The sequence below is a fragment of the Pantoea sp. CS_6 genome (assembly GCF_041954745.1).
In the GTDB taxonomy this organism is placed as follows: domain Bacteria; phylum Pseudomonadota; class Gammaproteobacteria; order Enterobacterales; family Enterobacteriaceae; genus Pantoea; species Pantoea stewartii.
Window position 1 is genome coordinate 45,931 of record NZ_JAVAYG010000003.1, and the last position, 26,287, is coordinate 72,217.

Annotated in this window: 22 protein-coding genes; 10 read left to right on the forward strand and 12 right to left on the reverse strand. The window is 53.2% G+C overall.

From position 1 onward, the window contains the following. Positions 1-97 precede the first annotated feature (97 nt). Together sulA and ompA are read left to right on the forward strand one after the other, a co-directional pair. Positions 98-589, forward strand: a complete 492-nt coding sequence (gene sulA, locus RAC90_RS05495; RefSeq protein WP_039341244.1) for an SOS-induced cell division inhibitor SulA — start codon at positions 98-100, stop codon at positions 587-589. 351 nt (positions 590-940) lie between these two features. Next, entirely contained in the window at positions 941-2,011 is a 1,071-nt protein-coding gene (gene ompA / locus RAC90_RS05500; protein ID WP_033737609.1) for a porin OmpA, read from the forward strand. Between the two features lie 82 nt (positions 2,012-2,093). On the opposite strand, the gene matP is transcribed toward ompA, so the two are convergent. Then, positions 2,094-2,561 carry a macrodomain Ter protein MatP gene (matP, locus tag RAC90_RS05505; protein ID WP_375124084.1) on the reverse strand — a complete coding sequence of 156 codons (468 nt, stop codon included), beginning with the start codon at positions 2,559-2,561 and terminating at the stop codon, positions 2,094-2,096. A 95-nt stretch (positions 2,562-2,656) separates the two neighbouring features. Here matP and RAC90_RS05510 point away from each other — a divergent pair, with 95 nt between their 5' ends. Continuing rightward, positions 2,657-4,483, forward strand: a complete 1,827-nt coding sequence (locus tag RAC90_RS05510; protein ID WP_375124085.1) for an AAA family ATPase — start codon at positions 2,657-2,659, stop codon at positions 4,481-4,483. Positions 4,484-4,551: 68 nt separating this feature from the next. Next, complete coding sequence (gene fabA / locus RAC90_RS05515) at positions 4,552-5,070, forward strand: bifunctional 3-hydroxydecanoyl-ACP dehydratase/trans-2-decenoyl-ACP isomerase (RefSeq protein ID WP_375124086.1); 519 nt, start codon at positions 4,552-4,554, stop codon at positions 5,068-5,070. A gap of 69 nt (positions 5,071-5,139) precedes the next feature. Here fabA and rmf read toward each other — a convergent pair whose 3' ends face one another. The 6 genes from rmf to rlmKL form a co-directional block, all read right to left on the reverse strand. Beyond that, positions 5,140-5,307, reverse strand: coding sequence for a ribosome modulation factor (gene rmf / locus RAC90_RS05520; protein ID WP_006118662.1), 168 nt, complete (start codon positions 5,305-5,307; stop codon positions 5,140-5,142). 258 nt (positions 5,308-5,565) lie between these two features. Beyond that, on the reverse strand, positions 5,566-6,150 hold the full coding sequence (gene pqiC / locus RAC90_RS05525; protein ID WP_033737612.1) for a membrane integrity-associated transporter subunit PqiC: 585 nt from the start codon (positions 6,148-6,150) through the stop codon (positions 5,566-5,568). Then, positions 6,147-7,790, reverse strand: coding sequence for an intermembrane transport protein PqiB (pqiB, locus tag RAC90_RS05530; RefSeq protein ID WP_033737613.1), 1,644 nt, complete (start codon positions 7,788-7,790; stop codon positions 6,147-6,149). Before pqiB ends, pqiC begins: the two co-directional genes overlap by 4 nt. Next, positions 7,777-9,045, reverse strand: coding sequence for a membrane integrity-associated transporter subunit PqiA (gene pqiA / locus RAC90_RS05535; RefSeq protein WP_375124087.1), 1,269 nt, complete (start codon positions 9,043-9,045; stop codon positions 7,777-7,779). Before pqiA ends, pqiB begins: the two co-directional genes overlap by 14 nt. Before the next feature lie 16 nt (positions 9,046-9,061). Further along, positions 9,062-10,987: an ABC transporter ATP-binding protein gene (locus RAC90_RS05540; protein WP_033737615.1), complete on the reverse strand. Its 1,926-nt coding sequence runs from the start codon at positions 10,985-10,987 to the stop codon at positions 9,062-9,064. Between the two features lie 5 nt (positions 10,988-10,992). Further along, positions 10,993-13,107, reverse strand: coding sequence for a bifunctional 23S rRNA (guanine(2069)-N(7))-methyltransferase RlmK/23S rRNA (guanine(2445)-N(2))-methyltransferase RlmL (gene rlmKL / locus RAC90_RS05545; RefSeq protein WP_289366488.1), 2,115 nt, complete (start codon positions 13,105-13,107; stop codon positions 10,993-10,995). A gap of 108 nt (positions 13,108-13,215) precedes the next feature. Here rlmKL and RAC90_RS05550 point away from each other — a divergent pair, with 108 nt between their 5' ends. After that, positions 13,216-14,325, forward strand: a complete 1,110-nt coding sequence (locus tag RAC90_RS05550; RefSeq protein ID WP_375124088.1) for a YcbX family protein — start codon at positions 13,216-13,218, stop codon at positions 14,323-14,325. Between the two features lies 1 nt (position 14,326). On the opposite strand, the gene RAC90_RS05555 is transcribed toward RAC90_RS05550, so the two are convergent. From RAC90_RS05555 to RAC90_RS05570, 4 genes are all read right to left on the reverse strand, one after another. Beyond that, complete coding sequence (locus RAC90_RS05555) at positions 14,327-14,869, reverse strand: cell division protein ZapC (RefSeq protein WP_006118654.1); 543 nt, start codon at positions 14,867-14,869, stop codon at positions 14,327-14,329. 142 nt (positions 14,870-15,011) lie between these two features. After that, entirely contained in the window at positions 15,012-16,022 is a 1,011-nt protein-coding gene (pyrD, locus tag RAC90_RS05560) for a quinone-dependent dihydroorotate dehydrogenase (RefSeq protein ID WP_375124089.1), read from the reverse strand. A 134-nt stretch (positions 16,023-16,156) separates the two neighbouring features. Beyond that, positions 16,157-17,458, reverse strand: coding sequence for a flippase (locus RAC90_RS05565; RefSeq protein WP_375124090.1), 1,302 nt, complete (start codon positions 17,456-17,458; stop codon positions 16,157-16,159). An 83-nt stretch (positions 17,459-17,541) separates the two neighbouring features. Continuing rightward, positions 17,542-18,522: a glycosyltransferase family 2 protein gene (locus RAC90_RS05570; protein ID WP_110267713.1), complete on the reverse strand. Its 981-nt coding sequence runs from the start codon at positions 18,520-18,522 to the stop codon at positions 17,542-17,544. Between the two features lie 756 nt (positions 18,523-19,278). On the opposite strand from RAC90_RS05570, the gene ssuE reads away from it, so the two are divergent. The 5 genes from ssuE to ssuB are packed head-to-tail and all read left to right on the forward strand — an operon-like array spanning position 19,279 to position 23,539. Beyond that, positions 19,279-19,821: an NADPH-dependent FMN reductase gene (gene ssuE, locus RAC90_RS05575; protein WP_375124091.1), complete on the forward strand. Its 543-nt coding sequence runs from the start codon at positions 19,279-19,281 to the stop codon at positions 19,819-19,821. A gap of 18 nt (positions 19,822-19,839) precedes the next feature. Continuing rightward, positions 19,840-20,793 (forward strand): sulfonate ABC transporter substrate-binding protein, encoded by a 954-nt coding sequence (locus RAC90_RS05580; RefSeq protein ID WP_375124092.1) that lies wholly within the window; start codon positions 19,840-19,842, stop codon positions 20,791-20,793. Between the two features lie 10 nt (positions 20,794-20,803). Beyond that, a complete protein-coding gene (gene ssuD, locus RAC90_RS05585) occupies positions 20,804-21,952 on the forward strand; it encodes an FMNH2-dependent alkanesulfonate monooxygenase (protein WP_375124093.1) in 1,149 nt (382 codons plus the stop codon). A 10-nt stretch (positions 21,953-21,962) separates the two neighbouring features. Beyond that, the gene (gene ssuC, locus RAC90_RS05590) at positions 21,963-22,754 is read left to right on the forward strand and encodes an aliphatic sulfonate ABC transporter permease SsuC (protein WP_375124094.1); all 792 of its coding nucleotides are present in this window, start codon (positions 21,963-21,965) and stop codon (positions 22,752-22,754) included. Continuing rightward, entirely contained in the window at positions 22,751-23,539 is a 789-nt protein-coding gene (gene ssuB / locus RAC90_RS05595) for an aliphatic sulfonates ABC transporter ATP-binding protein (RefSeq protein ID WP_375124095.1), read from the forward strand. The genes ssuC and ssuB overlap by 4 nt, the downstream gene beginning before the upstream one ends. A gap of 32 nt (positions 23,540-23,571) precedes the next feature. Here the strand turns inward: ssuB and pepN are convergent, their stop codons facing one another. Then, on the reverse strand, positions 23,572-26,187 hold the full coding sequence (pepN, locus tag RAC90_RS05600; protein ID WP_375124096.1) for an aminopeptidase N: 2,616 nt from the start codon (positions 26,185-26,187) through the stop codon (positions 23,572-23,574). Between the last annotated feature and the right edge of the window lie 100 nt (positions 26,188-26,287).

Genomic DNA, 26,287 nt, shown 5'->3' on the forward strand with positions numbered 1-26,287 from the left:
TGCGAATTTTGCGAGGCATTTTCAGAAATTCAGGTTGATCTTTATCCAGGATGTCATTACTGTATATCCATACAGTCAACTGCTGAGTGATTAATTTATGCGCACCCAACATCCCCGTAATGTATGCCCGACTCACCGTTACGCTTCGCCTTCTGACCCCGCTTCTCAGAGCGGCTGGATTACTGAATTGCGCTATAGCGAAAAACCGGGAATGATGCAGATGCTGCTGTTACCGTTGCTTCAGCAACTGAGCCAGCAATCCCGCTGGCAGCTTTGGTTAACACCGGCGCATAAGTTGAGTCGGGTCTGGATGCAGGAAGCAGGCTTGCCCCTGGAGAAAAGTATGCATATCGCCGACGCTGAACGTTACAACGCCGTCGAGGCCATGATTAAGGCCCTGCGTACGGGAAATTACAGTGTCGTTTTAGCCTGGATTCCCTACGATCTGGATGAAGATGAGCGTCGGGAACTGGAGCTCGCTGCGGCTGAAGGTGAAGCGTTAGGACTCATCCTGCGCTCGGGTGAGTCCTCCAAAACGCCAGTCAGACCAGAAAGTCGGCTAAAAATTCAGTCTGATTTGTTTCATTAAGTAAAAAATGAGATTTATCTCAAGAAATTTTTTCTCTCGCGTTGGGCTAAGACACTGATTCTGCTCCTGCCAGTAATGACAATGGCTTAGCCCTCATTTTGCGGGTTACCCCCATCACAGAAGTTCACCCTAAATTGTTAGAATTTATGTATAAAACACTGTTTTTTTACATAAGTGCCTCACATCACACTTGTAAGTTTCCAATCTCGTTGTAGACTTTATCTCGCCAGGGTGCTCAATAACCTCCGTTTTTTGCGGTAGAGTCATAAGCGAGCGTTTTGACCCGGCGAAGGATTAAACCAAGAGCAACCTTTATGCTCATTGCCTATTTGGATGATAACGAGGCGCAAAATGAAAAAGACAGCTATCGCAATTGCAGTGGCACTGGCTGGCTTCGCTACCGTAGCGCAGGCCGCCCCTAAAGATAACACCTGGTACACCGGTGCTAAACTGGGCTGGTCTCAGTATCACGACACTGGCTACTACGGTCACGGTTACCAAAATAACGACGGCCCAACTCACGAAAGCCAACTGGGTGCTGGCGCATTCGCCGGTTACCAGGCTAACCCATACCTGGGTTTCGAGCTGGGTTATGACTGGTTAGGCCGTATGCCTAACAAAGGCAACCAGGTTAACGGCGCTTTCAAAGCACAGGGCATCCAACTGGCTGCTAAACTGAGCTACCCAATCGCTGATGATCTCGACGTTTATACCCGCCTGGGTGGTATGGTATGGCGTGCAGATTCTACCCAGCAAGTAGTTGGCGGCAACCGCATCAGCGACCACGACACCGGTGTTTCTCCACTGGCAGCGGTTGGTGTTGAGTATGCTCTGACCAAAAACTGGGCAACCCGTCTGGATTACCAGTGGGTGAACAACATCGGTGACGCACAGACCGTTGGTGCTCGTCCAGACAACGGCATGCTGAGCCTGGGTGTTTCTTACCGTTTCGGTCAGGATGATGTTGCTGCACCAGCTCCGGCTCCAGCACCAGCACCAGCGCCAGTTGTTCAGACTAAGCGCTTTACTCTGAAATCAGACGTTCTGTTCACCTTCAACAAGTCAACGCTGAAGCCAGAAGGTCAGCAGGCTCTGGATCAGCTGTACAGCCAGCTGAGCTCTATGGATCCTAAAGACGGTTCAGTCGTTGTTCTGGGCTTCACCGATCGCATCGGTTCAGAGCAGTACAACCAGAAACTGTCTGAGAAACGTGCTCAGTCTGTAGTAGATTACCTGGTATCTAAAGGTATCCCTGCTAACAAGATCTCTGCTCGCGGCATGGGTGAATCTAACCCAGTGACTGGCAACACCTGTGACAGCGTGAAAGGCCGTAAAGCCCTGATCGACTGCCTGGCGCCAGATCGTCGTGTAGAAATCGACGTTAAAGGTATCAAAGACGTGGTAACTCAGCCTCAGGCTTAAGTTATACGTGATAAAAAACCCCGCGCATGCGGGGTTTTTTTTGTCCTTTAATCCGGAGCAGGCCTGAATATTGCTCCGTAGACTACCCGTTGTCAGTATCCGACTTGCCCAGTATAGCCTGCAAATCCTGCTTCAGCGTCGACATCTGGCTGGCGTACTTTTCTTTGCGTTCGGCATCTTCAATCAACTGCACAATCGTTTCAGACAGGGTGCAGTTGCGCCGTTGCGCCAGGCCGGCCAGCCGCTGCCAGACCAGATATTCCAGATCGATGGATTTTTTTCGTGTGTGCTGATGCTCGGCATTGAAATGCCGTTTTCGCCGCGCACGGATCGTTTGTTTAAGCCGGTTGTCCAGTTCGGGATGAATGTGTTGGCTAATCCAGTCGTTAACGTCGACGGGATGATTCTCCATCATTAACAGCTTATCGACTGCCGCCTGTGCCGCGCTGAGTTCAAGGTGACGCGTGATCAGTTCACCTTCCCGATGTTTTTTCACCAGGTATTTCCACTTCCATCCACATTCAAGATTTTCGAGCTGCTGGTATTTCATCGGAATCTCATCGTGATCACGTAACGAACTAAGAATAACAGCTTTTTTACTGGATGCAGCAACGAAAAACATGCTGTCAGTGTCACAACTTCTGATTGAACTCCGCAGTGCTTAAGCACAGTGAATCCTGTATAATCTCGCTTTTCTCAAAACAGACAAATGCGATTATTTTGACCAGCACTCAACTCACGTGGCAAGCCTTACAGCCGGATAGCGCGCAATATCAATCCGTTTTCTCCCGAATTGCTGATGAAGAAACCGATGCTTTAGCAACGGTGCAGCCCCGATTGCTGAATGCGCTGGCCCACTTGCACCATCAGAGTCAGGGTTTTCCTTTGCTGCTGGTTCGCAGCCAGGAAAACCGCGATTATCTCTCGCTGATCGCCAGTGCGGCACAGCGCGTAATGGGCACCGCTTCGTCCCTGGCGGGCGGGGATTATCATATCCTGGCCGACAACGTCACGTTGCAGCCGCCCACTGACAGTCAGCGTCCTTTTACCAGCCAGGGTGGTGTGCATTTTGCCGACTGGATTGAGCAGGAGCAGCTGTTTGGCTGTGTCCGGGTACATAAAGATCGTATTCAGCTGGAACCCGGTCTGATCCATCGTGCCAATGGCGGAACGCTGGTGCTTTCACTCCGTGCGCTCCTCGCTCAGCCTCTGCTCTGGCTGCGGCTGAAAAGGAGCATTGAGCAAGGCTACCTCGAATGGCTGTCGCAGGATGAGCGCCGCCCTTTGCCTGTCTCTGTCCCGCCGCTTCCGCTGAAGTTAAATCTGGTGCTCTGTGGCGAACGCGATACGCTCGCTGATTTTCAGGAGCTGGATGCCGAAGCGCATGAGATGGCAATTTACACTGAATTTGAAGAAAACCTTCAAATTGTGGATGAAGATGATGTGCTGGCATGGTGCCGCTGGACAGTAGATTTGGCCGCACAGGCTGATATCGCTGCGCCAGATGAGGACTTTTGGCCTGAGCTCATCAAAGAAGGCGTTCGCTATAGTGGCGATCAGGAAACCTATCCCCTTTGTCCACGTTGGCTGCTGCGTCAACTGCGTGAGACCGCGTTGATGGGTGAAACACTAAACGCTGAAGCCTTGCGTGACGCGCTGGAAGCACGTCTGTGGCGCGAAAATTATCTGAATGAACGCATGCGTGATGAGATTTTGCTGCGCCAGATTTTGGTCGAAACGGAAGGCGAAGTGGTGGGCCAGATCAACGGTCTTTCCGTCGTGGAATATCCCGGTCACCCGCGGGCCTGGGGCGATCCCTGCCGTATCACCTGCGTGGTTCATCCTGGCGACGGTGAATTTACCGACGTCGAACGCAAAGCGGAGCTGGGCGGCAATATTCATGCTAAGGGCATGATGATTATGCAGGCCTATCTTATTGCGGAGCTGGAGTTAGATCAGCAACTGCCTTTTTCTGCTTCGCTGGTGTTTGAACAATCCTATTCGGAAGTTGACGGCGACAGCGCGTCGCTGGCAGAACTGTGTGCTCTGATCAGTGCCCTTGCCGATACGCCGCTAAATCAGCAAATTGCGGTCACGGGCTCGGTCGATCAGTTTGGTAACGTCCAGCCGGTCGGTGGCCTGAATGAGAAAATTGAAGGCTTCTTCGACATCTGCCATCAGCGTGAGCTCACGGGTCAGCAAGGTGTGATTATTCCTGCCTGCAATGTGCGCCACCTGAGTCTGAATCAGCAGGTTGTGAGTGCGGTCGAAGCCGGTCGTTTCCATATCTGGGCAATCGATACGGCTGATGAAGCGTTGCCCTTACTGACCGGAAAAGTCTGGAACACGGAAGACGGCGAAGGCGAATGCCTGCTGCGTACGATTCAGGAGCGCATCAGTCAGATGAATCAGCCTGAGCCCACCCCTCGGGCATGGCCGTTGAGATGGCTTAACTGGTTCAACCACCGTTAATCTCATTTGCTCAGTGTACAACTGTTCGCTAATATTCGTGATTCACTAAAAGAAGGCTTAATAAGAACATGGTAGATAAACGCGAATCCTATACCAAAGAAGACCTGATCCTGTCTGGTCGCGGTGAACTGTTCGGCGAAAATGGTCCGCCACTCCCTTCCGGCAATATGCTGATGATGGACCGCGTGGTCAAAATGACCGAGGACGGCGGGAAATATGATAAAGGCTTCGTGGAAGCTGAACTGGATATCAATCCAGATCTGTGGTTCTTTGGCTGCCATTTCATTGGTGATCCGGTGATGCCTGGCTGTCTGGGCCTGGATGCGATGTGGCAGCTGGTTGGCTTCTATCTCGGCTGGCTGGGTGGCGAAGGAAAAGGCCGCGCGCTGGGCGTGGGTGAGGTTAAATTCACCGGTCAGGTTCTGCCAGACGCGAAAAAAGTCACCTACCGCATTCACTTTAAACGCGTGATTAACCGTAAACTGGTTATGGGCGTGGCAGATGGTGAAGTGTTTGTTGACGGGAATTTGATCTATACAGCCAGCGATCTGAAAGTTGGCCTGTTCAAAAATACTGCTGCATTCTGACGTTTCATTCCACAGAAACAAAAACCTCCGCACAGCGCGGAGGTTATATCCCTTTTCAGTGACATCCGGCTAAGCCGCAGCCGACCTGTCCTCCATGGCTTGTCGCCAACCTCCCAACCAGTGAGACTTAGCGTCTATCATTTGATACGGACACATCTCTTTAGAGCGTCCTGTAATGCCAGCTTGATAACCACGTGAATGGGCGCGCTCAAGGCGGTCTCGTTTCTGTCTCTTCATACTCCGTGTCCCTCATGTAAGGTCTGTGGAATCTGGTGGAAAGAAAAAGGTGGTGAATTAATGTTCAGCCACCCTTTTGTTTTACTCGCTCTGTATGAAAAGATCAATGCGCAATATTCACGCCAGTGTCACAAATATGACCTGCTCCAGACATATATTTTCTGCTTCACCTTATGAAACTGTGACGATATCCGTATGATTTATAAAGAAAGCCTGGAAAACGTCAGAAAAATTATATGTGCTGAAACAACACGTTAACTAAAGCCCTGTTGCGGTTGACTCTGCCGTGGTTGCACCGCGTGCAATCTGCTGTGCGATTTGCTGCCAGCCCTGTGCCAGCGTTTTAACCAGCGAATCATAGCCATCTTCACGCTGCGGTAGCACCAGATTAAAAGCCTGCTTTGTGAAGCGCCCCTGATGTTCCAGTGTCCACTGACCGCTGATTACCGCCTTGCCATCATAACGGCCCTGGAAATCATTCACCGTTACGCTCAGCGTATCGTGCTCCTGACCGATAAGCGTCTGGGTAACCAGACGGCCGGGTAACGCTTTCGTCAGATTAGTGATCAACGTTTGTTGCAATTGCTGATCGAGCGGGCTGGCCCACAGATTATTAGCGGCAATGACATATTTTACGTCGCTGGTCTGATAGACCAGCCCATTGCCCGCCAGATAGTCGGGGACCGTAATTTGCTGCACCCATAATGTCGGCTGCGCATTCGCCTCGCTGCTTATCACCTGCATTGAGGCTGCCCCCGAGGGCAGCTGATAATAGGTGGTATTGACCGTACTGCTACAGGCACTCAGTGCGAGAGCGGCAAAAAGCATTAATCCTTTTTTCATTGTTTCGCCCTCTTTGGCTGGGGATCCTGTCCCGGTTTGGCCTCAAACACTAACGCATTACTTTTCGCATTTAACGTTTTTAACACGGGCTGAAGTTCACGCAGCACCTGATCAAGCCGTTGCATATCGCCCACCAGCTTGCTGTAAGCCGGGGAGCCTGGCTGTAACCCTTTCATGCTACGGTTCAGCTCACGAAGCGTCTGCTGCGTTTCTTCTGGCAAGGTCTTCATCGCCGGACTGCTGGTCACCACATTGATGTTATCAATAGTACGCTGCAGATCCCTGAGCGTCTTCTGACTCTCTTTCAGTGTGCCCGTGGCTTCCGTCACCATGTTGTTCAGCGGTAAACTGTTAATCTTATCCAGCGCCGCCATCAGTTTTTGCTGGATCTGACTGAGGCCGCCGCTTACTGTTGGAATCACTTCGTATCCCGCGACTTTATCCGGACCGGTATACGGCGGTGCGTTATTATAGAAGTCGATATCCACATACAGCGCACCGGACAGCAAATTGCCCGTTTTCAACGTTGCGCGCAGGCCACGTTTCTTACCATCCTGCAAATGCTGCTCAAGATCGAAGTTTTGCCCTAAACGGTTAATAAAGCGATCGGGTTCAATACGAATCAACACCGGCACGCGATAATCATTATTTAACGCCTGAGCGGTGCCCGCATTCATGAACGGCACTTCCGCAACGGTACCCAGACGAATGCCGCGGAATTCAACCGGCGCACCCACCTGCAAGCCCCGAATCGAATCCGAGAAGAACATCAGATAGTCGATATGATTGGTGTACAGCGAATCCTGAATACTACGTTGATCGTCGAACAAATGATATTCAGCCTGATTCTGCGCCGCTTTGCCTAAATCCCACCCGTCCGGGACGTCAAAACTCACTCCGCCGCTAAACAGCGTGGTCAGGGATCCCATTTCGACGCGCATCCCTGAGGCCGACATATCGACCGCGATGCCGCTGTCTTTCCAGAAGCGCACATTGGTCGTCACCAGGCGATCATAAGGCGCGGCGATAAACAGCTGATAGGTCATCAGGCGTTTATCCGTGTCGAACGTGCTGGTTTCAACGGTGCCGACACGGAAACCGCGGAACAGAACCGGATCGCCCGGATTCAGTTGGCCTGCTTTATTACTGTCGAGCGTAATCCGGATACCTTTGGCATCCGGCGGGGCAAGCGGCGGTGAATCCATCAGGGTGTACTGCTCCAGAGGCGCTTTTTTGGTGCCGGGCTGCAGCTCAATATAGGCCCCGGAAAGTAACGTGCCCAGACCGGTGATCCCTTCACGGCCCACCTGCGGTTTAACTACCCAGAAGACGCTGTCGCTGTGCAACAGTTTTTCCATACCGGCATTCAGTCGGGCTTTAATTTCCACATGATGAAGATCGTCTGTCAGCACCGCACTTTCCACCACGCCAACGTTCACGCTGCGACTTTTAATCGTGGTTTTGCCCGCTTCGATCCCTTCTGCACTCTCGGTGATCAGGGTCACTTCGGGCCCCTGATGGCTGAAGTGATAAAACAGAATCCAGCCGCCTATTAATAACGTGACAATAGGGACGATCCATACCGGTGACCAGCGCTTGATCTGGTCCACTTTGGCATAACCGTGATTATTTTCCGTCAAGATGCGGCTCCTTCATGTTTTTCTCACCAGCACGATCCCAGGTTAAGCGCGGGTCAAACGTCATTGCCGCAATCATGGTCAGAATCACCACCAACGCAAACAACACCGCTCCCCATGCCGGATAAATTTTCATTAATTGCCCCATGCGCACCAGCGCAGAGAGCACGGCAATCACAAAGACGTCAATCATTGACCAGCGCCCCACAAACTCAACGACTTCATAAATCCGGTGCATTTTGTGACTGTCGCGCTGCCCTCGCCCACTGGCATCCCAGCACAGCCAGCCAATCGCCAGCATTTTCAGAGACGGCACCATAACACTGGCGATGAAAATCACCAGCGCGACCGGATAAGAGCCATCGCCCCACAGCAAAATGACGCCAGCCATGATGTTGGACGGCATCGCGGAGCCCAGGGTTTCCGTAATCATGATGGGCAGCAGATTGGCCGGCACGTAGAGCATAACGGAGGTGATCAGCAGTGCCATGGTCCACTGCAGGCTGTGCTTACGTCGGGCATGGGCAACTACGCCACAACGGGGGCATTCCTGCTGCGCCACGGGCAAGATCGCCGTACAGCAAGGACAGGAGCGCAGCCCCTGCCTGAGTCCGCTAATGCCGGGCTGTGGTGCATGCGGCAAAGGCGGCGGTGCCTCAATTTGCAGCCAGAGCCAGCGACGGTCCAGGCACTGAAACGCCCGCAGTTGTAAAAGACAAAACAGACACCAGGGCCAGAAACTGGTTTCAAGGCTGATTTCGCCATAGGCCATGAGCTTCACAAAACTTACCAGCACACCGGCCATAAAAATTTCGGCCATGCCCCAGCTCCGCATATGAAACAGAATACGCGCCAGCCCCAGTTTCAGGCTAAGGGGCATCTTGACCTGGTTGACCAGCAGGACCAGCGTGACCATGCAAAACGCCGGAATCGCCTGAACAAACAGCAGAAACAGGGTGGCCATGCTGGCATAGTCATCGGCCACCATGACACCAGGAATTTGCATCAGGCTAATCTGGCTGGAGAGCCCAGCCACTTTCATGGTGATAAACGGGAACAGATTGGCCAGGACTAACATAAACAGTGCCGCCAGCGCATAGCCGGTGGGACGTTTGCGTGGCTCTGACCAGTTGACTGTCAGGGACGTGTGGCAGCGCGGGCATGACGCGCGGCTGCCAACAGGGATATCCGGCAGTTTGACCATCAGGTCGCATTGTGGACAAAGCATCCACGCACTGGTTTTGTCTGCAGAACACATTCCCTGACCCTTATCGCTAGCCGCCGTTTTTCATTGATTCCAGTTCTTCCCAACGCGCAAACGCGGTTTCCAGCTGCGCTTCCACCTGAGCCAGTTCATCCAGCACCGGCTGCGTTTTATCGTGCGGCTGGCTGAAGAAATCCGGGTGGCTCATGCTTGCCTGCAGTTCGCCGATACGCGCCTCTAACTGTTCCAGTTTTTGCGGTAACTGCTCCAGCTCACGCGTCAGGTTATAGCTTAGTTTGTTCGCGCTGCGTTTGGCAGATTCATTTTTCGGTTCAGCAGACTGAGCGGCACGATTTGCCTCTTTCGCTTTCGCGGTCACCTGCGTTTTTTGCTGCTTATAGGCCGCACGCTGCTGTTGGGCATCGTGATAACCCCCGACGAAGGTGCCAATCTCACCATTGCCTTCAAAGATCCAGCACTCCGTCACGGTGTTATCCACAAACTGACGATCGTGGCTGACCAGCAGCACGGTGCCCTGATAGCCGTCGATAAGCTCTTCCAACAGTTCCAGTGTTTCCACATCAAGGTCGTTTGTCGGTTCATCGAGAATCATCAGGTTACTTGGGCGCAGAAACAAACGCGCCAGCAGCAGGCGGTTACGTTCTCCACCGGACAGCGCTCTGACAGGTGTCATCGCCCGCTTGGGATGGAACAGGAAGTCCTGCAGATAACCCAGCACATGGCGGGGCTTACCGTTCACCAGCACTTCCTGCTTCCCTTCGGCGAGGTTATCCATCACCGTTTTGTCGGGATCGAGTTCTGCACGATGCTGATCGAAATAGGCCACTTCAAGCTTGGTGCCTGAATGCACGCGGCCATGGTCGGCCTTAAGCTGTTGCAGCATCAGGCGCAGTAAGGTGGTTTTGCCACAGCCATTTGGGCCAATCAGGGCAATCTTGTCGCCGCGCTGAACCTGCGCCGAGAAATCGTTGACCAGTTGCTTGCCGTCTACCGCGTAATCGACATTCTCCAGCTCAAAGACAATTTTGCCGGAACGGGACGCTTCGCCGACCTGCATATTGGCTTTACCCATCACCTCACGGCGCTCTGAGCGCTCACGACGCAGGGCTTTTAACGCGCGGACGCGGCCTTCATTACGGGTACGGCGCGCCTTAATCCCCTGACGGATCCACACTTCTTCCTGTGCCAGCTTGCGATCAAACTCGGCGTTTTGCATTTCTTCAACGCGCAAGGCTTCTTCTTTGCCTTCCAGATAGGCGTCGTAGTTACCCGGCCACGAAACCAGTTTGCCACGATCCAGATCCACGATACGGGTGGCCATATTGCGAATAAACGAACGGTCATGAGAGATAAACACGATGCTGCCGCTGAAACTTTTCAGGAAGGTTTCCAGCCAGTCAATCGTTTCAATATCCAGGTGGTTCGTTGGCTCATCCAGCATCAGTACGCGTGGATTACTGACCAGCGCGCGTCCGAGCGCGGCTTTACGTAACCAGCCGCCCGATAACGACGACAGCTCCGTATCCGGCGACAGGCCAATCTGCTGCAACACATCATTGATGCGACTTTCCAGTTGCCACAGATTGTGGTGATCCAGAATGCCCTGCAGGCGTGCCATCTCATTGAGGTTCCTGTCGCTCGGATCCTCCATGACCTGATGGGAAATCGCGTGGTAGGCTTTCAGATGCTCCGCCTGTTCCTGCACGCCTTCTGCCACAAAGTCGTAAACCGAGCCGGTAATATTTCGCGGCGGATCCTGTTGCAGACGTGCGACGACCAGATCGGTCTCATAAATGATGCGACCATCATCCAGCGGTTGCTCGCCGTTGATGATTTTCATCAATGTGGATTTACCCGCACCGTTACGACCAACCAGACACACGCGCTCATTCTCTTCGATGTGCAGCTCGGTATTATCTAACAGCGGCGCATCGCTGAAGGAGAGATAAGCGCCGTGGATACTAATTAATGACATGTAACTTATTCCTTACCGGCATGTGTAATCAGCCAGCAGTTGTGAATTTGGCGATTACGCGCAAAATCCTGTGACAGGGTTTTCTGTGTGATGTCCTGCGCCTGAAGGCCTAATGCCTTAAGGCCGTCCAGATCCATTTTGAAACCACGTTTGTTATTCGAGAACATGATGGTGCCGCCTTTGCGCAGCAGACGCTTCAGATTGCGCATCAGCATCATATGGTCGCGCTGCACATCGAAACTCTCTTCCATACGTTTAGAGTTTGAGAACGTAGGCGGATCGATAAAGATCAGATCGAAATTTTCATCAGTTTCATTCAGCCAGCTCAGGCAGTCCGCATGCAATAAGCGATGCTGACGGCCTGTCAGGCCATTCAGCCGCAGGTTCCGTTCCGCCCATTCCAGATAGGTGCGCGACATATCCACTGTGGTCGTAGAACGCGCGCCGCCCAGCCCCGCATGGACGCTGGCGGTGCCGGTGTAGGCAAACAGATTAAGGAAATCTTTGCCCTGGCTCATCTGGCCCAGCATTTTGCGCGCGATACGGTGATCGAGAAACAACCCGGTGTCCAGGTAATCGGTCAGATTCACCAGGAAGCGGGCATTGAATTCCTGCACCTCGAAATAATCGCCCTTCTCGCTCAGTTTCTGATACTGCGCTTTGCCCTTTTGGCGTTCGCGGGTTTTCAGGATGAGGCGGCTGGACGGCAGCTCCAGCACGCTGAGCGTCGCGCTGATAACATCGAACAGGCGCTGACGGGCTTTATTCGCGTCGATGGTTTTCGGTGGCGCATATTCCTGTACCACTACCCAGTCCGCATAGCGATCCACCGCCACGTTGTAGTCAGGCAGATCGGCATCATAAATGCGATAGCACTCAATCCCTTCCTGGCGCGCCCATTTATCGAGCTTCTTCAGGTTCTTACGCAAGCGGTTAGCGTAATCTTCGGCAATCTGGTTGGCGCGCTCACCACTGGCGGCAGATAACTGATAATTCTTCTGTACGCAGTCCAGTGGTCCGTTTTTCGCCTTGAACTGTCGATCGGCGCGCAGTTGCAGGCAACTGAGCAGCTCGGGTGAGGCGCTGAACAGCGATAAGTTCCAGCCCGCAAAATGCTGCTTCATCAGCCGCCCCAACTGACTGTGCAGGGCAATAAGCGCAGGCTCGCTTTCCAGACGCTCACCGTACGGTGGGTTACTCAGTACCGTGCCCGTTACGCCGTTCTCAAGCGGGTTGTTCAGCTTCAGCAGGTCCTGTTGCCCAAAGGTGAACAGCTCGAAAACGCCTGCGCGGCGGGCGTTGGCTTTCGCCCATTCCAGCACCCGGCCATTATTATCGAAACCATAAAAACGTGCCTGACAGGCCGCCGTGCCCGCACGGGCCCGCGCCTGCGCATCGCGTTTAACGTCCAGCCACAGGCTTTCGTTAAAGCCGGCCCAGGCCGTAAAGCCCCACTGGCTCCGGAGTAAACCTGGCGCACGATCGCAGGCCATCAGTGCCGCTTCAATTAGCAGCGTACCGGAACCACACATCGGGTCGATGAGCGGCGTAGTCGTTTGCCAGCCTGAACGCATCACAATGGCTGCGGCCAGGTTCTCTTTCAACGGCGCCTGACCGGTTTGCTGGCGATAACCACGCTGATGTAATGCGCTGCCGCTGAGGTCCAGTGCAATGCTGGCGCGATCGTCGTCGAGCCAGACGTTAATGCGGATATCCGCCTGTTCACGATCCACATCCGGTCGTGGCAGATTGCGGCGGGTAAAGCTGTCAACAATCGCGTCTTTGACACGCAACGCGCCAAACTGGCTGTTACGGATCGCCTCGTTAGTCCCGTTAAAATGCACCACAAAGGTTTTATCACTGCCAAAGGTAGCAGGCCAGTCAATGCCCTGCACACCAAGATAAAGATCGAGATCGCTGTACACGCCCACCTCCGTCAGCGGAAGCAGAATGCGCGACGCCAGACGGCTCCACATCAGGCTTTGATACATGACGCGATCGTCAGCTTTGAAGTGAACGCCTCCCTGTACCACTTGCAGGTCCTGCGCGCCCAGCGCGTCCAGCTCATTTTTTAACAGCTCTTCGAGCCCACGCGCCGTGCTGGCAAACAGAGAATTCATATCGTCACTTTTTACTCTTGAGAAAATTGTTGCGCATTATAGCGAATCGCAGACCTATGTCATAAAGTTAGCTTCTTTTGTCTTGCGCGCCTGCTTCAGGAGACTGTCATGATTACGCTTTCCCGCTTGTTTATTCATCCTGTTAAATCAATGCGGGGGTTGCAGGTTTCCCATGCCTGGGCTGCCAACAGCGGGTTGACCTTCGATCGCATTTTTATGGTGACCGAACCCGATGGCACATTTATTACTGCGCGCCAGTTCCCGGAAATGGTGCAGTTTACGCCCGCCGTTACCCCTGAGGGATTATTTTTACAGGCGCCCGACGGCAGTCAGTCGCTGATTCGCTTCGCCGATTTTACGCAAACGGAAGCGCCAACAGAGGTATGGGGAAACACCTTTACCGCCCGTATCGCGCCGGAGCCGATCAACCAGTGGCTGAGTGCCTTTTTCCCAAGACCGGTCCAACTGCGCTGGACTGGACCACAGCCGTCACGCCGCGTGAAGCGCTTCACTGAGGTGCCGCTGGGGTTTGCCGATGGCTATCCTTATCTGTTAGTGAATAATGCCTCTCTGCGGGATCTGCAGCAGCATTGTCCGGCCAGCGTGCGCGTTGAGCAATTTCGTCCTAACCTGGTGGTCAGCGGTGCGCCTGCCTGGGATGAAGACAACTGGGCGGAGATTACGGTAGGTCAGGTACATTTTGCCGTCCCTAAGCCCTGCAGTCGTTGCGTGTTTACTACGGTTAGCGTTGAAAATGGCCAGAAACATCCTGACGGACAACCTCTCGCCACACTTCAGGGCTTTCGCACCGCACAGGACGGCAGTGGTGACATTGATTTTGGCCTGAACCTTATTGCGCTAAACAGCGGGATTATTCGTGTCGGTGATGACGTCAAGGTCGTCAAACGCCAGCCGCCACGCGCCTATGGTGCGGGAGAGGTTGTGGAAACCCTCAAGCCGCAGCAGCAATCCACCAATGCGGTGACGATTTCGTATCAGGGCCAGACATTCAGCGGCGATAACCAGCAAATTTTGCTTGAGCAGCTCGAAGCCCAGGGGTTCCGCATTCCCTACTCGTGTCGGGCAGGTTTGTGTGGCAGTTGCAAAATCACCCTGGTGGCGGGAAAAGTGAAGCCTTTAAAACAGAGTGCCATCCGTGAGGATGGCACAATATTGAGTTGCAGTTGTATTCCTGCCGGCGATATTGATGTGAAGTAAGTTACACCGCGCGTGCATAACGTGTGGTTTTTTCCTGCTGATGCGGTTGAAGACGGTCGTTCATCACTTTAATCGCATCCCCTAACACCATTCCTTTGCCCGCCAGCGTTAACGCGGGCTGCGCCAGCAGGCAGAGCGCGGCGTTATCGCCATTTTCAACCACCAGCAAACGTGCCTGTTCACCATTCTCGGCCAGCGTGACCTCAACCATCTCGCCGACCGCAGGTTGCATTGGCTGGCGATGTGCGGAGAAATGCCAGCTTTTGGGCATCAGGGGTTTTAGAAAGCGGGCGGCCACCAGCGCATTTAACACCAGTTCGGCGCGCTGATTACTGCTTAACGGGCTCTGGCGGCACTTCTCTTCAAAGGTGAAATAGAGCGCGGCGTCATCAACACAAAATCCGGATTCCGTGAAAGCATCCGGTGTCAGCATTTTGCGTGCATAGCGGGAACGAAAAAGCATACCGTCAGCCAGATCGAGCATCATCCGGTCGTGCTCGGCGTCATAATACCAACGCCAGTTGTCATCGGGTTTAATTTTCATCGTGTGCCCTGTATTTACCGCTGTGCTAAAGGCAAAATATCTGTCGAAGAATAATGAATGCTGAAAAATCGTGCAACAGGACAAAATATAAACGAGCCGGAGAGAGAAATAAACCCCCCGGCGCATTAATAGCGCGATTCTCTTAGATGTGGGTCACGATATCTTTAATTAAGCCCGGACCTTTATAAATAAAACCAGAATAAATTTGAACGAGCGTGGCGCCGGCAGCGATTTTTTCTCGTGCCGCGGTCAGTGAATCAATTCCGCCCACGCCAATGATGGGCAAACGCCCCTGCAGCTCTTGTGACAGACGCTGAATGACGGCGGTGCTGCGCGACTGAACCGGACGTCCACTTAATCCCCCGGCTTCCTCGCTATATTTCAGTCCATTCACCAGGGTACGATCCAGCGTGGTATTTGTAGCAATGACGCCATCAATTTGGTGGCGAACTAAACTGTCAGCCACCTGGATCAACTCGTCTTCAGAAAGATCCGGCGCGATCTTTACAGCGACAGGCACATATTTGAGATGCCGCTTTTCCAGTTCTTTTTGTTTTGCTTTGATGGAACTGAGCAGATCGTCAAGCGCCTCACCATATTGCAGAGAACGTAAACCTGGCGTATTCGGTGACGAAATATTGATGGCAATATAACCGGCATGGGCATAAATTTTCTCCATGCACAGCAGATAATCGTCTTTGCCCTGCTCCACTGGCGTATCTTTATTTTTGCCAATATTGATGCCCAGCACGCCCTTGAATCGGGATTTTTTGACATTTTCCACCAGATTATCCACGCCGAGATTATTGAATCCCATGCGGTTAATAATCCCTTCGGCTTCAACTAAGCGAAACATGCGCGGCTTATCGTTACCTGGCTGAGCCCGTGGTGTGACCGTTCCCACTTCAACAAAACCAAATCCCATTGCGCCAAACGCATCGATGCACTCGGCATTTTTATCCAGCCCGGCCGCAAGGCCCAGCGCATTATCAAACGTCAGCCCCATACAGTTCACGGGGCGCGAGGGTAAACGCTGGCGGATAAGGGCTTCCAGCGGCGTGCCGCTCATAAAGCGTAACTGCTGAAAGGTGAGATGGTGCGCGCGCTCAGGATCGAGCCTGAATAACGCCGGTCGGACGATTGAGTAAAACATGCACTCTCCTGGAAGACGGAAGCGACGGTGGAAATCAGTGCACAGGAAATTGTGCGCCAGAATGGTAAGGTGCTCTGGCGCAAAAGTAAATCGTGGGGCGTTAAGCGAGGAAACTGTTTGACGCAGATTTGATCTTACACAACGGAATCGTTTGCAGTGCGCGAATTCATCCTGTCCGGAAACGCATAGTCACGCCAGATATTGTGGCGAACCATAATGCCAAAAATACCGATACAGACCAGCACTTCCGCCAGCACCATTGACCATGCTGCGCCGATCGCGCCAAATTTCCACGCCAGCAAACAGCAAACAGGTACGTTGACGACGCCCGCGACCATCATCACCATCATGCGCTGACGCGCCAGCCCGTGCGGAATCAGAATCTGCAGTCCGGCGGGATAGGCGATATTGCCGAACAGGAAGCACAGCACAAAGACGCGGAGAACATCGGCTGACGGCAGAAAGTCTTTGCCTAACAGCAATGACACCACCTGATCGGCAAACAGCCAGGTAAAGATCACAATAGACAGACTGAGGCCAAACGACAGCATCAGGCTTTTACGTGTGGCAGCAACCGCAGCCGCTTTATCGCGACCAAACAGATGGCTGACGCGCGGGAAAAACGCGCTGCCAATCTGTTCCGGTACAGAATTCGCGGCTTTGCGCAGCCTGTCCGCACCGTTGTAGATCCCCACCATGTAGTGGGAGGTAAAGCTGGCGAGAATCACGACGTTTACGCTGTTAAACAGGTTAGCACCGGCAATGGCGATAAACACATCTGCACTATCGGTAATGCGCTGTTTGATCTCTTTCGGTTCGAAGCGATACGCGCCAATCACCTTCATTTCCAGCACAAACTTCAGCGTAATAATGGCGTTAATAATGGATACCGCGCCCGGTATCAGCGCCGCCAGCCAGGTATCATCCGGTGTTTTCACCAGCAAAAACGTCAGCGGGATGGCACAAAAGTTGCCAAAGGTGGCGATCATCGCCGTTTTACCCAGCTTCTCGAAACCCTGCATCAGCCAGCCAAAGGAAAACAGTGAACCGACTAATGTGGTGCAGTTAGCCAGAATAATAAAAAACAATGCATGCCAGGACGGATTAAACCAGGTCGCCGTGAGCAATGTGCCGCTGGTCAGCAGCAGCAGCATCAGTTTGGCATTGAATGTTGACCAGAAGAGTTGCGTCACGCGCGCCTTGTCATCACGGTGGTGGGCAATGTCTTTAGTCGTAAAAACATTGAACCCCCAGTCAGAAATCGTACTGCAGTAAAGTACGCAGGCGATGGCCAACGCCAGAATCCCCATATGATCGACACCCAGCACGCGCGCCAGGTAGGGTAAGGTCGCCAGCGGAAACAGGAAAGAAGCTCCCCGGTACGCCAGCAAAGATAAGATATTGACTACTAAACTTTTATCGAGCACTTTTGCCATGTCGCAACAACCTTATACACATTGCATGCCTCACCTTCTCATTTCGCTCAGGTGCAAACAATATCACTTGCCATTTTTCGGAATTACGGAACGCGTTTGAGTTCTTTTTTCACTTTATGGCTTTGCAATAAAATGAAGGTTTCCGGACTGTTGAACAGCAGCCACTCTTTCAGACTACTGGCTTTAACTCTGCGCCCGAAATAACGAATCGCATTAAGCACATAGTCAGGAACGGGCGTCTGGTTGTAGAGCGACAAATAAATCATCAACCGGAAGGAATGAAACAGGTAGGCTTTTTCTAAATCCTTTTTCAATTCACTTTTATGCAGTGAACGGCACAATGTGTTGAAGGTTGTAATAAATGCATTGTAGCGTTGAATAAAAAAGGTCGGGTTTTTGCTACTGTTGGTCAGTGAGCCGCCACGGATGCGCTGTTTGTAATAGGTTTGACGGCTTACCCAGACCTGATTGCATTTCATAAACACCGATAACGTAAAATTATGGTCTTCATGAACACGATCGATAAAACGTAACTGATGCTGCTGGATGACGCTTTTTTTCACGACATAATTCCAGGCGGCGGAAGTATACGAACCGTTTTGTAACAATCCCAACAGGACATCCTGCGGGCGCTGAATGCCAAACAGGCCGTGCCTGACTTTCGGCCACGTAATTTCCGGTTTGTCTTCACGGTAAGCACTGGAATTAAAACAAAACAAATCCGTATCCGGATAATGCTCAATGACCTGAGCCAGTTCGCTGACAAGGCCGTCCACCACCACATCATCAGGATCGCAGAAAAAAACAAACTGTCCTTTAGCGGCCTCTACGCCTTTGTCGCGCGCATTGCCTGCTCCTCCATTCGGAATCGTGATCACCTTGACCTGGGGCAGGTGCGCATAATGCTGTTCAATTAACGCCACTGTCCCGTCAGTCGAACTGTCGTTAACAATGATAATTTCATTCGGCGCGCGAATTTGACTTACCAGGGAGTCAACGCATTCAACAATATATTTCTCAACGTTGTACGTTGGAATAATGACCGATAACAGGATGTCAGACATACATGATTTCTCTGCTGTTAGAAAATGAAAAATAAAATCCACCAGCCTGAGACAGGCACTGACTAAGGGCGAATAGTTATATTTAAAATAACAGGCGCTTACATTGAGCAGCGTTATTTTAATGCCTGGTGCCGCAAAATGCCTGCCTCAATATCGTGCCGAGGCAGCACAGGCAAAAACCATCGTAAGAAAAACTAAAGTTTAATCACTTAACTTTCGTCACTTTGTTGAGAAATAATTTAATAAATACATCAGTACCCTTTTCACTTTCGCCCTGCCGCCTGTAACCAGTTGTGAAATTCCATTAAAATTTTTATAAATGCTGGTCCTGTTTATCTGATGCTTTTGTGGAACCCGTCTTAAACTCAAGCTTACTGAATCACAAAACCCCGTTGAAACATCGAATCTTTTTCGCTTTGTCCATTTTGATAACCCACAGTCAGAGAAGACCATTCTTTTCTTTCATGGATTTATTTCAATATTGCGATATTCAAGTAACCAAATGTACGAAATCCATCTGCGACAGAGAATTCATTCATCCGGATTAATGTATCCCGTTGCGTACCAGGCCGTTTTTAAGATTTGTCGTAGCGGTTTTCTCCTGGATTCCAGATGCCACGCCTTATCTTCCTTTTGCGGTTTTCACCTTTAGATTGTCAGAAAAATCATTTAAGCCCTGCCGTGGCCTCTGCCAGGATGAAAGCCTGAGTTCTCAACAACAGATAATCAATAACTTTCAGTTATAAGGAGTAGTGAATGCGAGTGCTTACCCTGGCAGGCAGTCCACGGTTTCCTTCACGGTCCACCTCGTTACTGGCGCTGTGCCAGCACAAACTGGAAGCGCGCGGTGTGGAAGTTATTCCGTGGAATATTCATAACTTTCAGCCGGAAGACCTCATTAACGCCCGCTTTGATTCCCCGGCGATTCTGGCGCTGAGTGAGGATTTGTCTGCCGCCGATGGTCTGGTGATTGCTACGCCCGTTTACAAGGCGTCTTTCTCGGGTGCGCTGAAAACGGTGCTGGATCTGTTGCCCGAACGCGCACTGGCCCACACAGTCGTGCTGCCGCTTGCCAGTGGTGGCAGCGCAGGCCACATGCTGGCGCTGGATTACGCGCTCAAGCCCGTTTTAAACGCGCTGAAAGCGGAAGAAGTGCTTCATGGGGTTTATGCCGAAGATAAACAGATCACGCATTACGATCGTCAGCCAGAACTGGATCCCCTTCTGACCACCCGCCTGGATGAGGCGGTGGATTCTTTCTTACTGGCGTTGTCACGCCGTCATCAACCGGTTGCCTGAGCAGTATAAGGATTAAGTATGAAACGGATAGTAAGCGCGTGGTTACTGGCAGGGATGTTGATAACGGGAACTCAGGTTTATGCTGCTGAGCCAGCCCCCGAACAGATGCGTATCGGCTACCAGAAAGGATCGGTCAGCATGGTGCTGGCAAAAGCTCACCGGTTGCTGGAAACGCGTTTCCCTCAGACCAAAATACAGTGGATTGAATTTCCAGCCGGGCCGCAACTGCTGGAAGCCCTGAACGTTAACAGTATTGATATTGCCAGTACTGGCGATATTCCGCCCATTTTTGCCCAGGCGGCGGGGGCAGATTTACTCTATATCGGCTCGGAGCCGCCCAAGCCCAAAGCCGAGGTGATTCTGGTCAGCCAGGACAGCCCGCTGAAATCGGTGGCCGACCTGAAGGGCAAAAAAGTGGCCTTTCAGAAAGGCTCCAGCTCGCACAACCTGTTACTGCGCGCACTGGAGGAGGCCGGCCTGTCAATCAAAGATATACAGCCGGTTTATCTTACGCCTGCCGATGCCCGCGCGGCCTTCCAGCAGGGTAACGTTGATGCCTGGGCGATATGGGATCCCTATTATTCCGCAGTGCTGCTTCAGGGGCACGTTCGCGTTTTAAAAGACGGTACCACACTCAATCAGACCGGTCCGTTCTACCTTGCGACGCGCGCATTCGCCCAGAACCATAATGACTTTGTCTTAGCAACGCTCAAAACCTTTAGCGATGCGGAAGCGCTGACGCGCAGCGAACGTGACCAGAGTATTCATCTGCTTGCCACCTCCATTGGCCTGCCTGAGGCGGTCATTGCCAGTAATCTGGATCATCGTCCCCCTAGCCCGGTCAGTCCGGTCAGCGCGCACACTGTTGCGTTACAACAGAAAACCGCCGATCTGTTTTATGCCAATCACCTGATTCCCGTGAAAGTATCAATTGCCGATCGCATCTGGCATCCCCATAGCGTGACGCAATAAGGAGAGAAAAATGAGTGTTTCCGTATTCTGGTTCCTGCCCACCCATGGTGACGGTCACTACCTTGGCACGGCCGAAGGTGCGCGCCCGGTCGATCATGCGTATCTGCAGCAGGTCGCGCAGGCAGCCGATCGCCTGGGTTTTGGTGGCGTGCTGATCCCGACCGGCCGCTCGTGTGAAGATGCCTGGCTGGTGGCCGCCTCATTAATTCCGGTCACTCAGCGCCTGCGTTTTCTGGTTGCCCTGCGCCCTGGCGTGATTTCACCGACTCAGGCCGCCCGCCAGGCCGCGACGCTCGATCGCCTGTCTAACGGACGTGCGCTGTTTAATCTGGTAACGGGCGGCGATCCCGAAGAGCTGGCAGGTGATGGCGTTTTCCTCGACCATCGTGAACGCTATGCCGAATCGGCCGAGTTCACCCGCGTCTGGCGCCGGGTGCTGGAAGGTGAAACAGTAGACTACGAGGGCAAGCATGTGCATGTGCGCGGGGCGCGCCTGATGTTTAAGCCGGTGCAGCAGCCTCGTCCACCGCTGTGGTTTGGCGGGTCATCAGAGCCCGCTCAGGATCTGGCCGCTGAACAGGTTGATGTGTACCTCACCTGGGGCGAGCCACCTGAACTGGTAAAAGAAAAAATTGAGCAGGTGCGCGCGAAAGCCGCTGCTCAGGGCCGCCAGGTTCGTTTTGGTATCCGCCTGCATGTCATCGTCCGTGAAACCAATGAAGAAGCCTGGCAGGCCGCCGACAAACTGATTGCTAACGTCGATGACGCCACCATTGCCAGAGCGCAAAGCGCCTTCCAGCGTACCGATTCCGTTGGGCAGCAACGCATGGCCGCCCTGCACGGAGGTCGCCGTGACAAACTGGAGATTAGCCCCAATCTCTGGGCTGGCGTTGGGCTGGTTCGCAGCGGTGCCGGTACCGCGCTGGTGGGCGATGCCCCAACCGTAGCGGCGCGAATGAAAGAGTACGAAGCGCTGGGCATTGAAACCTTTATTCTTTCCGGCTATCCGCACCTGGAAGAAGCCTATCGCGTGGGCGAGCTGCTGTTTCCCCATCTGGATCTGAAGATACCTGAAGTGCCTCAACCTCGGATCGTTCAGGCGCACGGTGAAGCAGTTGCAAACGATTTTACCCCCGAGAAAACAGCCGCACGGGCCTGAGGAGATCGCCATGATCCGATTACGTCAATCCTTCTCAGCGGCGCTCGTGCCCTGGCTGTTACCGGTGTTACTGGTCGTGGTCTGGCAGATTGCGTCGCAGACCGGCTGGCTCTCCAGCCGTATCCTGCCGGCACCGGAGAAGATTGTCACCACCTTCTGGCAACTGGCCGCCAGCGGCGAGCTGTGGCGGAATCTGGCTATCAGCAGCTGGCGCGCGCTGCTGGGCTTTAGCATTGGCGGTTCGATCGGGTTAGTGCTGGGATTGATTACCGGCACTTCACGTCTGGGAGAGCGCCTGCTGGATACCTCGGTACAAATGTTACGTAATGTGCCTCATCTGGCGCTTATCCCGCTGGTCATCCTGTGGTTTGGTATCGATGAAACCGCCAAAATTTTTCTGGTGGCGCTGGGCACACTGTTCCCGATTTATCTGAATACGTATCACGGCATTCGCAACGTGGATCGGGGGCTGGTTGAAATGGCACGCAGCTATGGCTTATCGGGCTGGAGCCTGTTTGTCCAGGTGATATTGCCGGGTGCGTTACCGAGCATCATGGTCGGCGTGCGTTTTGGTCTGGGATTAATGTGGCTCACGCTGATTGTGGCTGAAACCATTTCCGCTAACGCCGGGATTGGCTACCTGGCCATGAATGCCCGTGAATTTCTGCAAACCGATGTGGTGATGGTCGCCATTATTCTTTATGCCCTGCTGGGGAAACTGGCCGATGTCAGTGCGCTACTGCTGGAACGTGTCTGGTTACGCTGGCATCCGGCTTATCAATATAAGGAGGAAGCAGCATGATTAACTCCGCTATCCCGGCGCGTCTGACGGCCGGTACGCCGGTTGGTGTAAAGGGCGTCAGCAAAAAATATGGCGAGCGTACGATTCTTAATAACATTGACCTGCACATACCGTCTGGACAATTTGTGGCCATCGTGGGCCGCAGCGGCTGCGGCAAAAGTACCCTGCTGCGTTTGCTGGCCGGGCTGGAAAACAGCACTGAGGGTCAGCTACTGGCCGGCACTGCGCCATTGCACACGGCGCGCGACGAAACCCGTCTGATGTTCCAGGATGCGCGACTGCTGCCCTGGAAAAAAGTGATTGATAACGTGGCACTAGGTCTGCGGGGCAATGCCTGGCGGGAAGCCGCACACGAGGCGCTGGCGGCCGTTGGGCTGGCCGATCGCGCCAGTGACTGGCCTGCCGCCCTGTCTGGCGGTCAGAAACAGCGCGTGGCACTGGCTCGCGCCCTGATTCATCGCCCCGGTCTGCTCCTTCTGGATGAGCCACTCGGCGCGCTCGATGCGTTAACCCGAATTGAGATGCAGGAGCTGATTGAATCACTGTGGCAGCAACACAATTTTACGGTGCTGTTGGTCACCCATGATGTCAGTGAAGCGGTTGCAATGGCGGATCGGGTTCTGCTGATTGAGGAAGGTCGGATTGGGCTGGATTTGCAGGTTGATTTGCCGCGTCCCCGGCGGCGGGGTTCCGCCCGTCTGGCCGAGCTGGAAGCGGAGGTGCTGGATCGGGTGATGCGTCGCAGTGCGGCAGATAAACCGCCGCGCTATGCGCAACAGCGCTGATGAAACGGCGGGCCATGGCCCGCCGTTTTTTATCAGGCGTTAAGCGCCTTGGTAATTTTCTCGTACAGATCGCCCGACAGTTTCTCCAGACCCTGTAGCTGCTCCAGCGCCTGGCGCATCAGCGCCTGACGGCGAGTATCGTAACGTTTCAGACGAATCAATGGCTCAATCATGCGCGACGCAACCTGCGGATTTCGGGTATTTAAATCCGTCAACATCTCCACCAGGAAGCGATAGCCGCTGCCATCTTCGGCATGGAAGGCCGAGGGGTTCCCCGATGCGAAGGCACCGATCAATGAACGAATACGGTTGGGGTTCCCCATGCTGAACGAACGATGCGACAGCAACCGGCGCACGTTAAGTAACGCATTCTGCGCCGGGCTGGTGGCCTGCAACATAAACCATTTGTCCATCACCAGGCCATCGCGATGCCAGCGATCGTCATAGTCAGCCAGTAAGGCGTCACGGCACGGCAACTGCGCCGCCACGGCGGCCGAGAGTGCCGCCAGGGAATCGGTCATATTATTCGCGCGCTGATACTGTGCCTGAACCAGTTTATCGGCCAGATCCATGTCACCAAACGCCAGATAATACAGGCAGATGTTTTTCAGTGACCGTTTGCCTGTTTCCGCATGATCAACGTGATAGTCCGCCTGCTGATTGGCGTTATACACGGCAAAGAATTCATCCGCCAGTTCACGCGCCAGCGTACGGACCAACGCTTCGCGCACCAGCGCAATGGCCTGCGGATCGATAATCTCAAACAGCTCGGCAATTTCGTTCTCACCCGGCAACGTCAAAATCAGCGCCGTCAATGCCGGGTCGCTGTCTGCGTCAAGCAGCACGGTGCGGAAAGCATCGGCAACGTGCAGCGGCAGTGACAAATGCTGCCCCTGCTGATGACGCGCAACATTGAGACGTAAATAGGTTGCCAGCAGACTTTGCGCCGCATCCCAGCGGGAAAAATCGTTACTGGCATGGCGCATCAGGAAGGTGAGCTGGGCATCGCTCCACTTGTAATCAAGTTTCACAGGTGCGGAGAATTCACGCAGCAGTGACGGCACCGGCTGGAAATAGACGTTATCAAACGTAAACGTCTGGAACTCTTCCGTCACGTTCAGGACGTGATGCACAGGATGGCCATCGCGCTGCAACGGAATCACCTTGCCCTGGCCGTCATACAGTTCGATATCCAGCGGGATGTGTAGCGGCAGCTTTTCTTTCTGATCGGCTGTCGGCGGCGTGTGTTGCGTAACGTGCAACGTGTACTGCTCCAGTTCCGGATTGTAGTCGTCGCGTACCGTGACGGTTGGTGTACCTGACTGGCTGTACCAGCGGCGGAACTGAGACAGATCAACGCCAGACGCGTCTTCCATCGCCTGAACAAAATCATCGCAGGTGGCGGCGCTGCCGTCATGCCGTTTGAAGTACAGTTGCATCCCTTTCTGAAAGTTCTCCTCTCCCAGCAAGGTATGCATCATGCGGATCACTTCCGATCCTTTTTCATACACGGTTAAGGTGTAGAAATTATTCATTTCGATCACCTGATCCGGCCGGATCGGGTGCGCCATCGGACTGGCATCCTCAGCAAACTGCGCGCCGCGCATGATACGGACATTATCGATACGATTAACGGCGCGCGATCCCAGGTCTGAACTGAACTCCTGATCGCGGAAGACGGTCAGGCCCTCTTTGAGGCTCAACTGGAACCAGTCACGACAGGTGACGCGGTTGCCGGTCCAGTTGTGGAAATATTCATGGCCTATCACGGCCTCAATCCCCAGGTAATCCTTATCGGTTGCGGTTTCGGCTTTTGCCAGCACATATTTGGAGTTAAAGATGTTAAGCCCTTTATTCTCCATCGCGCCCATATTAAAGAAGTCCACCGCGACAATCATAAAGATGTCGAGGTCATACTCCAGGCCAAAGCGCTCTTCATCCCACTTCATGCTGTTTTTCAGCGAGGCCATTGCCCAGTCGGCGCGGTCCAGATTGCCTCTGTCAACAAAGATCTCCAGTGCGACATCACGCCCCGAACGCGTGGTAAAGCTGTCGCGCAGCACGTCAAAATCACCTGCCACCAGCGCAAACAGATAGCAGGGCTTCGGGAACGGATCCTGCCATTTAACCCAGTGACGTCCCTGCTCGTCATGACCACTGTCGATACGGTTGCCGTTCGACAACAGGAAAGGATAGCGGTTGCCATCGGCAATGATGGTGGTCGTGAAACGCGCCAGCACATCCGGCCGATCCAGATACCAGGTAATATGGCGGAAGCCTTCGGCTTCACATTGCGTACAAAGTGCCTCACCGGACTTGTACAATCCTTCAAGCGCGCTGTTGCGGTCAGGATGGATGTCATTCACGATTTTCAGCGTGAAACTGTCTGGCAACTGGCTGAGTACCAGTGCGCCTTCTTCCTCTTTATAAGCCGTCCAGGCCTGGCCATTAACTTCCAGCGAGATCAGGGTCAGATCTTCACCGTCCAGACGCAATTCAGCCCCGTTATCACCCTGGCGTTTAACCTGACTGATTGCCGTGACGCGCGTGGTCGACTCATCCAGTTCAAAGGTTAAATCAATATCGGTGATGGTATAATCGGGAGCCCGGTAATCGTGGCGATATTTTATTTTTGGCTGCTGCGTCATATTTCGTCTCGCAATGAATAGTTTACCCGTCAAAGTCTAAGCCTGATGCGTTAAGCTTGCCATGCGTAATGCATGTCGTGGGCAAAATGGCTACACTTTC

Excerpts from the sequence above, each read along its gene's own strand:
- pqiA (WP_375124087.1), bottom strand. The coding sequence starts at position 9,045 with ATGTGTTCTGCAGACAAAACCAGTGCGTGGATGCTTTGTCCACAATGC.
- RAC90_RS05580 (WP_375124092.1), top strand. The coding sequence starts at position 19,840 with ATGAAACGGATAGTAAGCGCGTGGTTACTGGCAGGGATGTTGATAACG.
- RAC90_RS05550 (WP_375124088.1), top strand. The coding sequence starts at position 13,216 with ATGATTACGCTTTCCCGCTTGTTTATTCATCCTGTTAAATCAATGCGG.
- ssuB (WP_375124095.1), top strand. The coding sequence starts at position 22,751 with ATGATTAACTCCGCTATCCCGGCGCGTCTGACGGCCGGTACGCCGGTT.
- fabA (WP_375124086.1), top strand. The coding sequence starts at position 4,552 with ATGGTAGATAAACGCGAATCCTATACCAAAGAAGACCTGATCCTGTCT.
- RAC90_RS05570 (WP_110267713.1), bottom strand. The coding sequence starts at position 18,522 with ATGTCTGACATCCTGTTATCGGTCATTATTCCAACGTACAACGTTGAG.
- RAC90_RS05565 (WP_375124090.1), bottom strand. The coding sequence starts at position 17,458 with ATGGCAAAAGTGCTCGATAAAAGTTTAGTAGTCAATATCTTATCTTTG.
- ompA (WP_033737609.1), top strand. The coding sequence starts at position 941 with ATGAAAAAGACAGCTATCGCAATTGCAGTGGCACTGGCTGGCTTCGCT.
- rmf (WP_006118662.1), bottom strand. The coding sequence starts at position 5,307 with ATGAAGAGACAGAAACGAGACCGCCTTGAGCGCGCCCATTCACGTGGT.
- pyrD (WP_375124089.1), bottom strand. The coding sequence starts at position 16,022 with ATGTTTTACTCAATCGTCCGACCGGCGTTATTCAGGCTCGATCCTGAG.
- pepN (WP_375124096.1), bottom strand. The coding sequence starts at position 26,187 with ATGACGCAGCAGCCAAAAATAAAATATCGCCACGATTACCGGGCTCCC.
- rlmKL (WP_289366488.1), bottom strand. The coding sequence starts at position 13,107 with ATGAATTCTCTGTTTGCCAGCACGGCGCGTGGGCTCGAAGAGCTGTTA.
- RAC90_RS05540 (WP_033737615.1), bottom strand. The coding sequence starts at position 10,987 with ATGTCATTAATTAGTATCCACGGCGCTTATCTCTCCTTCAGCGATGCG.
- ssuE (WP_375124091.1), top strand. The coding sequence starts at position 19,279 with ATGCGAGTGCTTACCCTGGCAGGCAGTCCACGGTTTCCTTCACGGTCC.
- matP (WP_375124084.1), bottom strand. The coding sequence starts at position 2,561 with ATGAAATACCAGCAGCTCGAAAATCTTGAATGTGGATGGAAGTGGAAA.
- RAC90_RS05555 (WP_006118654.1), bottom strand. The coding sequence starts at position 14,869 with ATGAAAATTAAACCCGATGACAACTGGCGTTGGTATTATGACGCCGAG.
- ssuC (WP_375124094.1), top strand. The coding sequence starts at position 21,963 with ATGATCCGATTACGTCAATCCTTCTCAGCGGCGCTCGTGCCCTGGCTG.
- ssuD (WP_375124093.1), top strand. The coding sequence starts at position 20,804 with ATGAGTGTTTCCGTATTCTGGTTCCTGCCCACCCATGGTGACGGTCAC.
- pqiC (WP_033737612.1), bottom strand. The coding sequence starts at position 6,150 with ATGAAAAAAGGATTAATGCTTTTTGCCGCTCTCGCACTGAGTGCCTGT.
- sulA (WP_039341244.1), top strand. The coding sequence starts at position 98 with ATGCGCACCCAACATCCCCGTAATGTATGCCCGACTCACCGTTACGCT.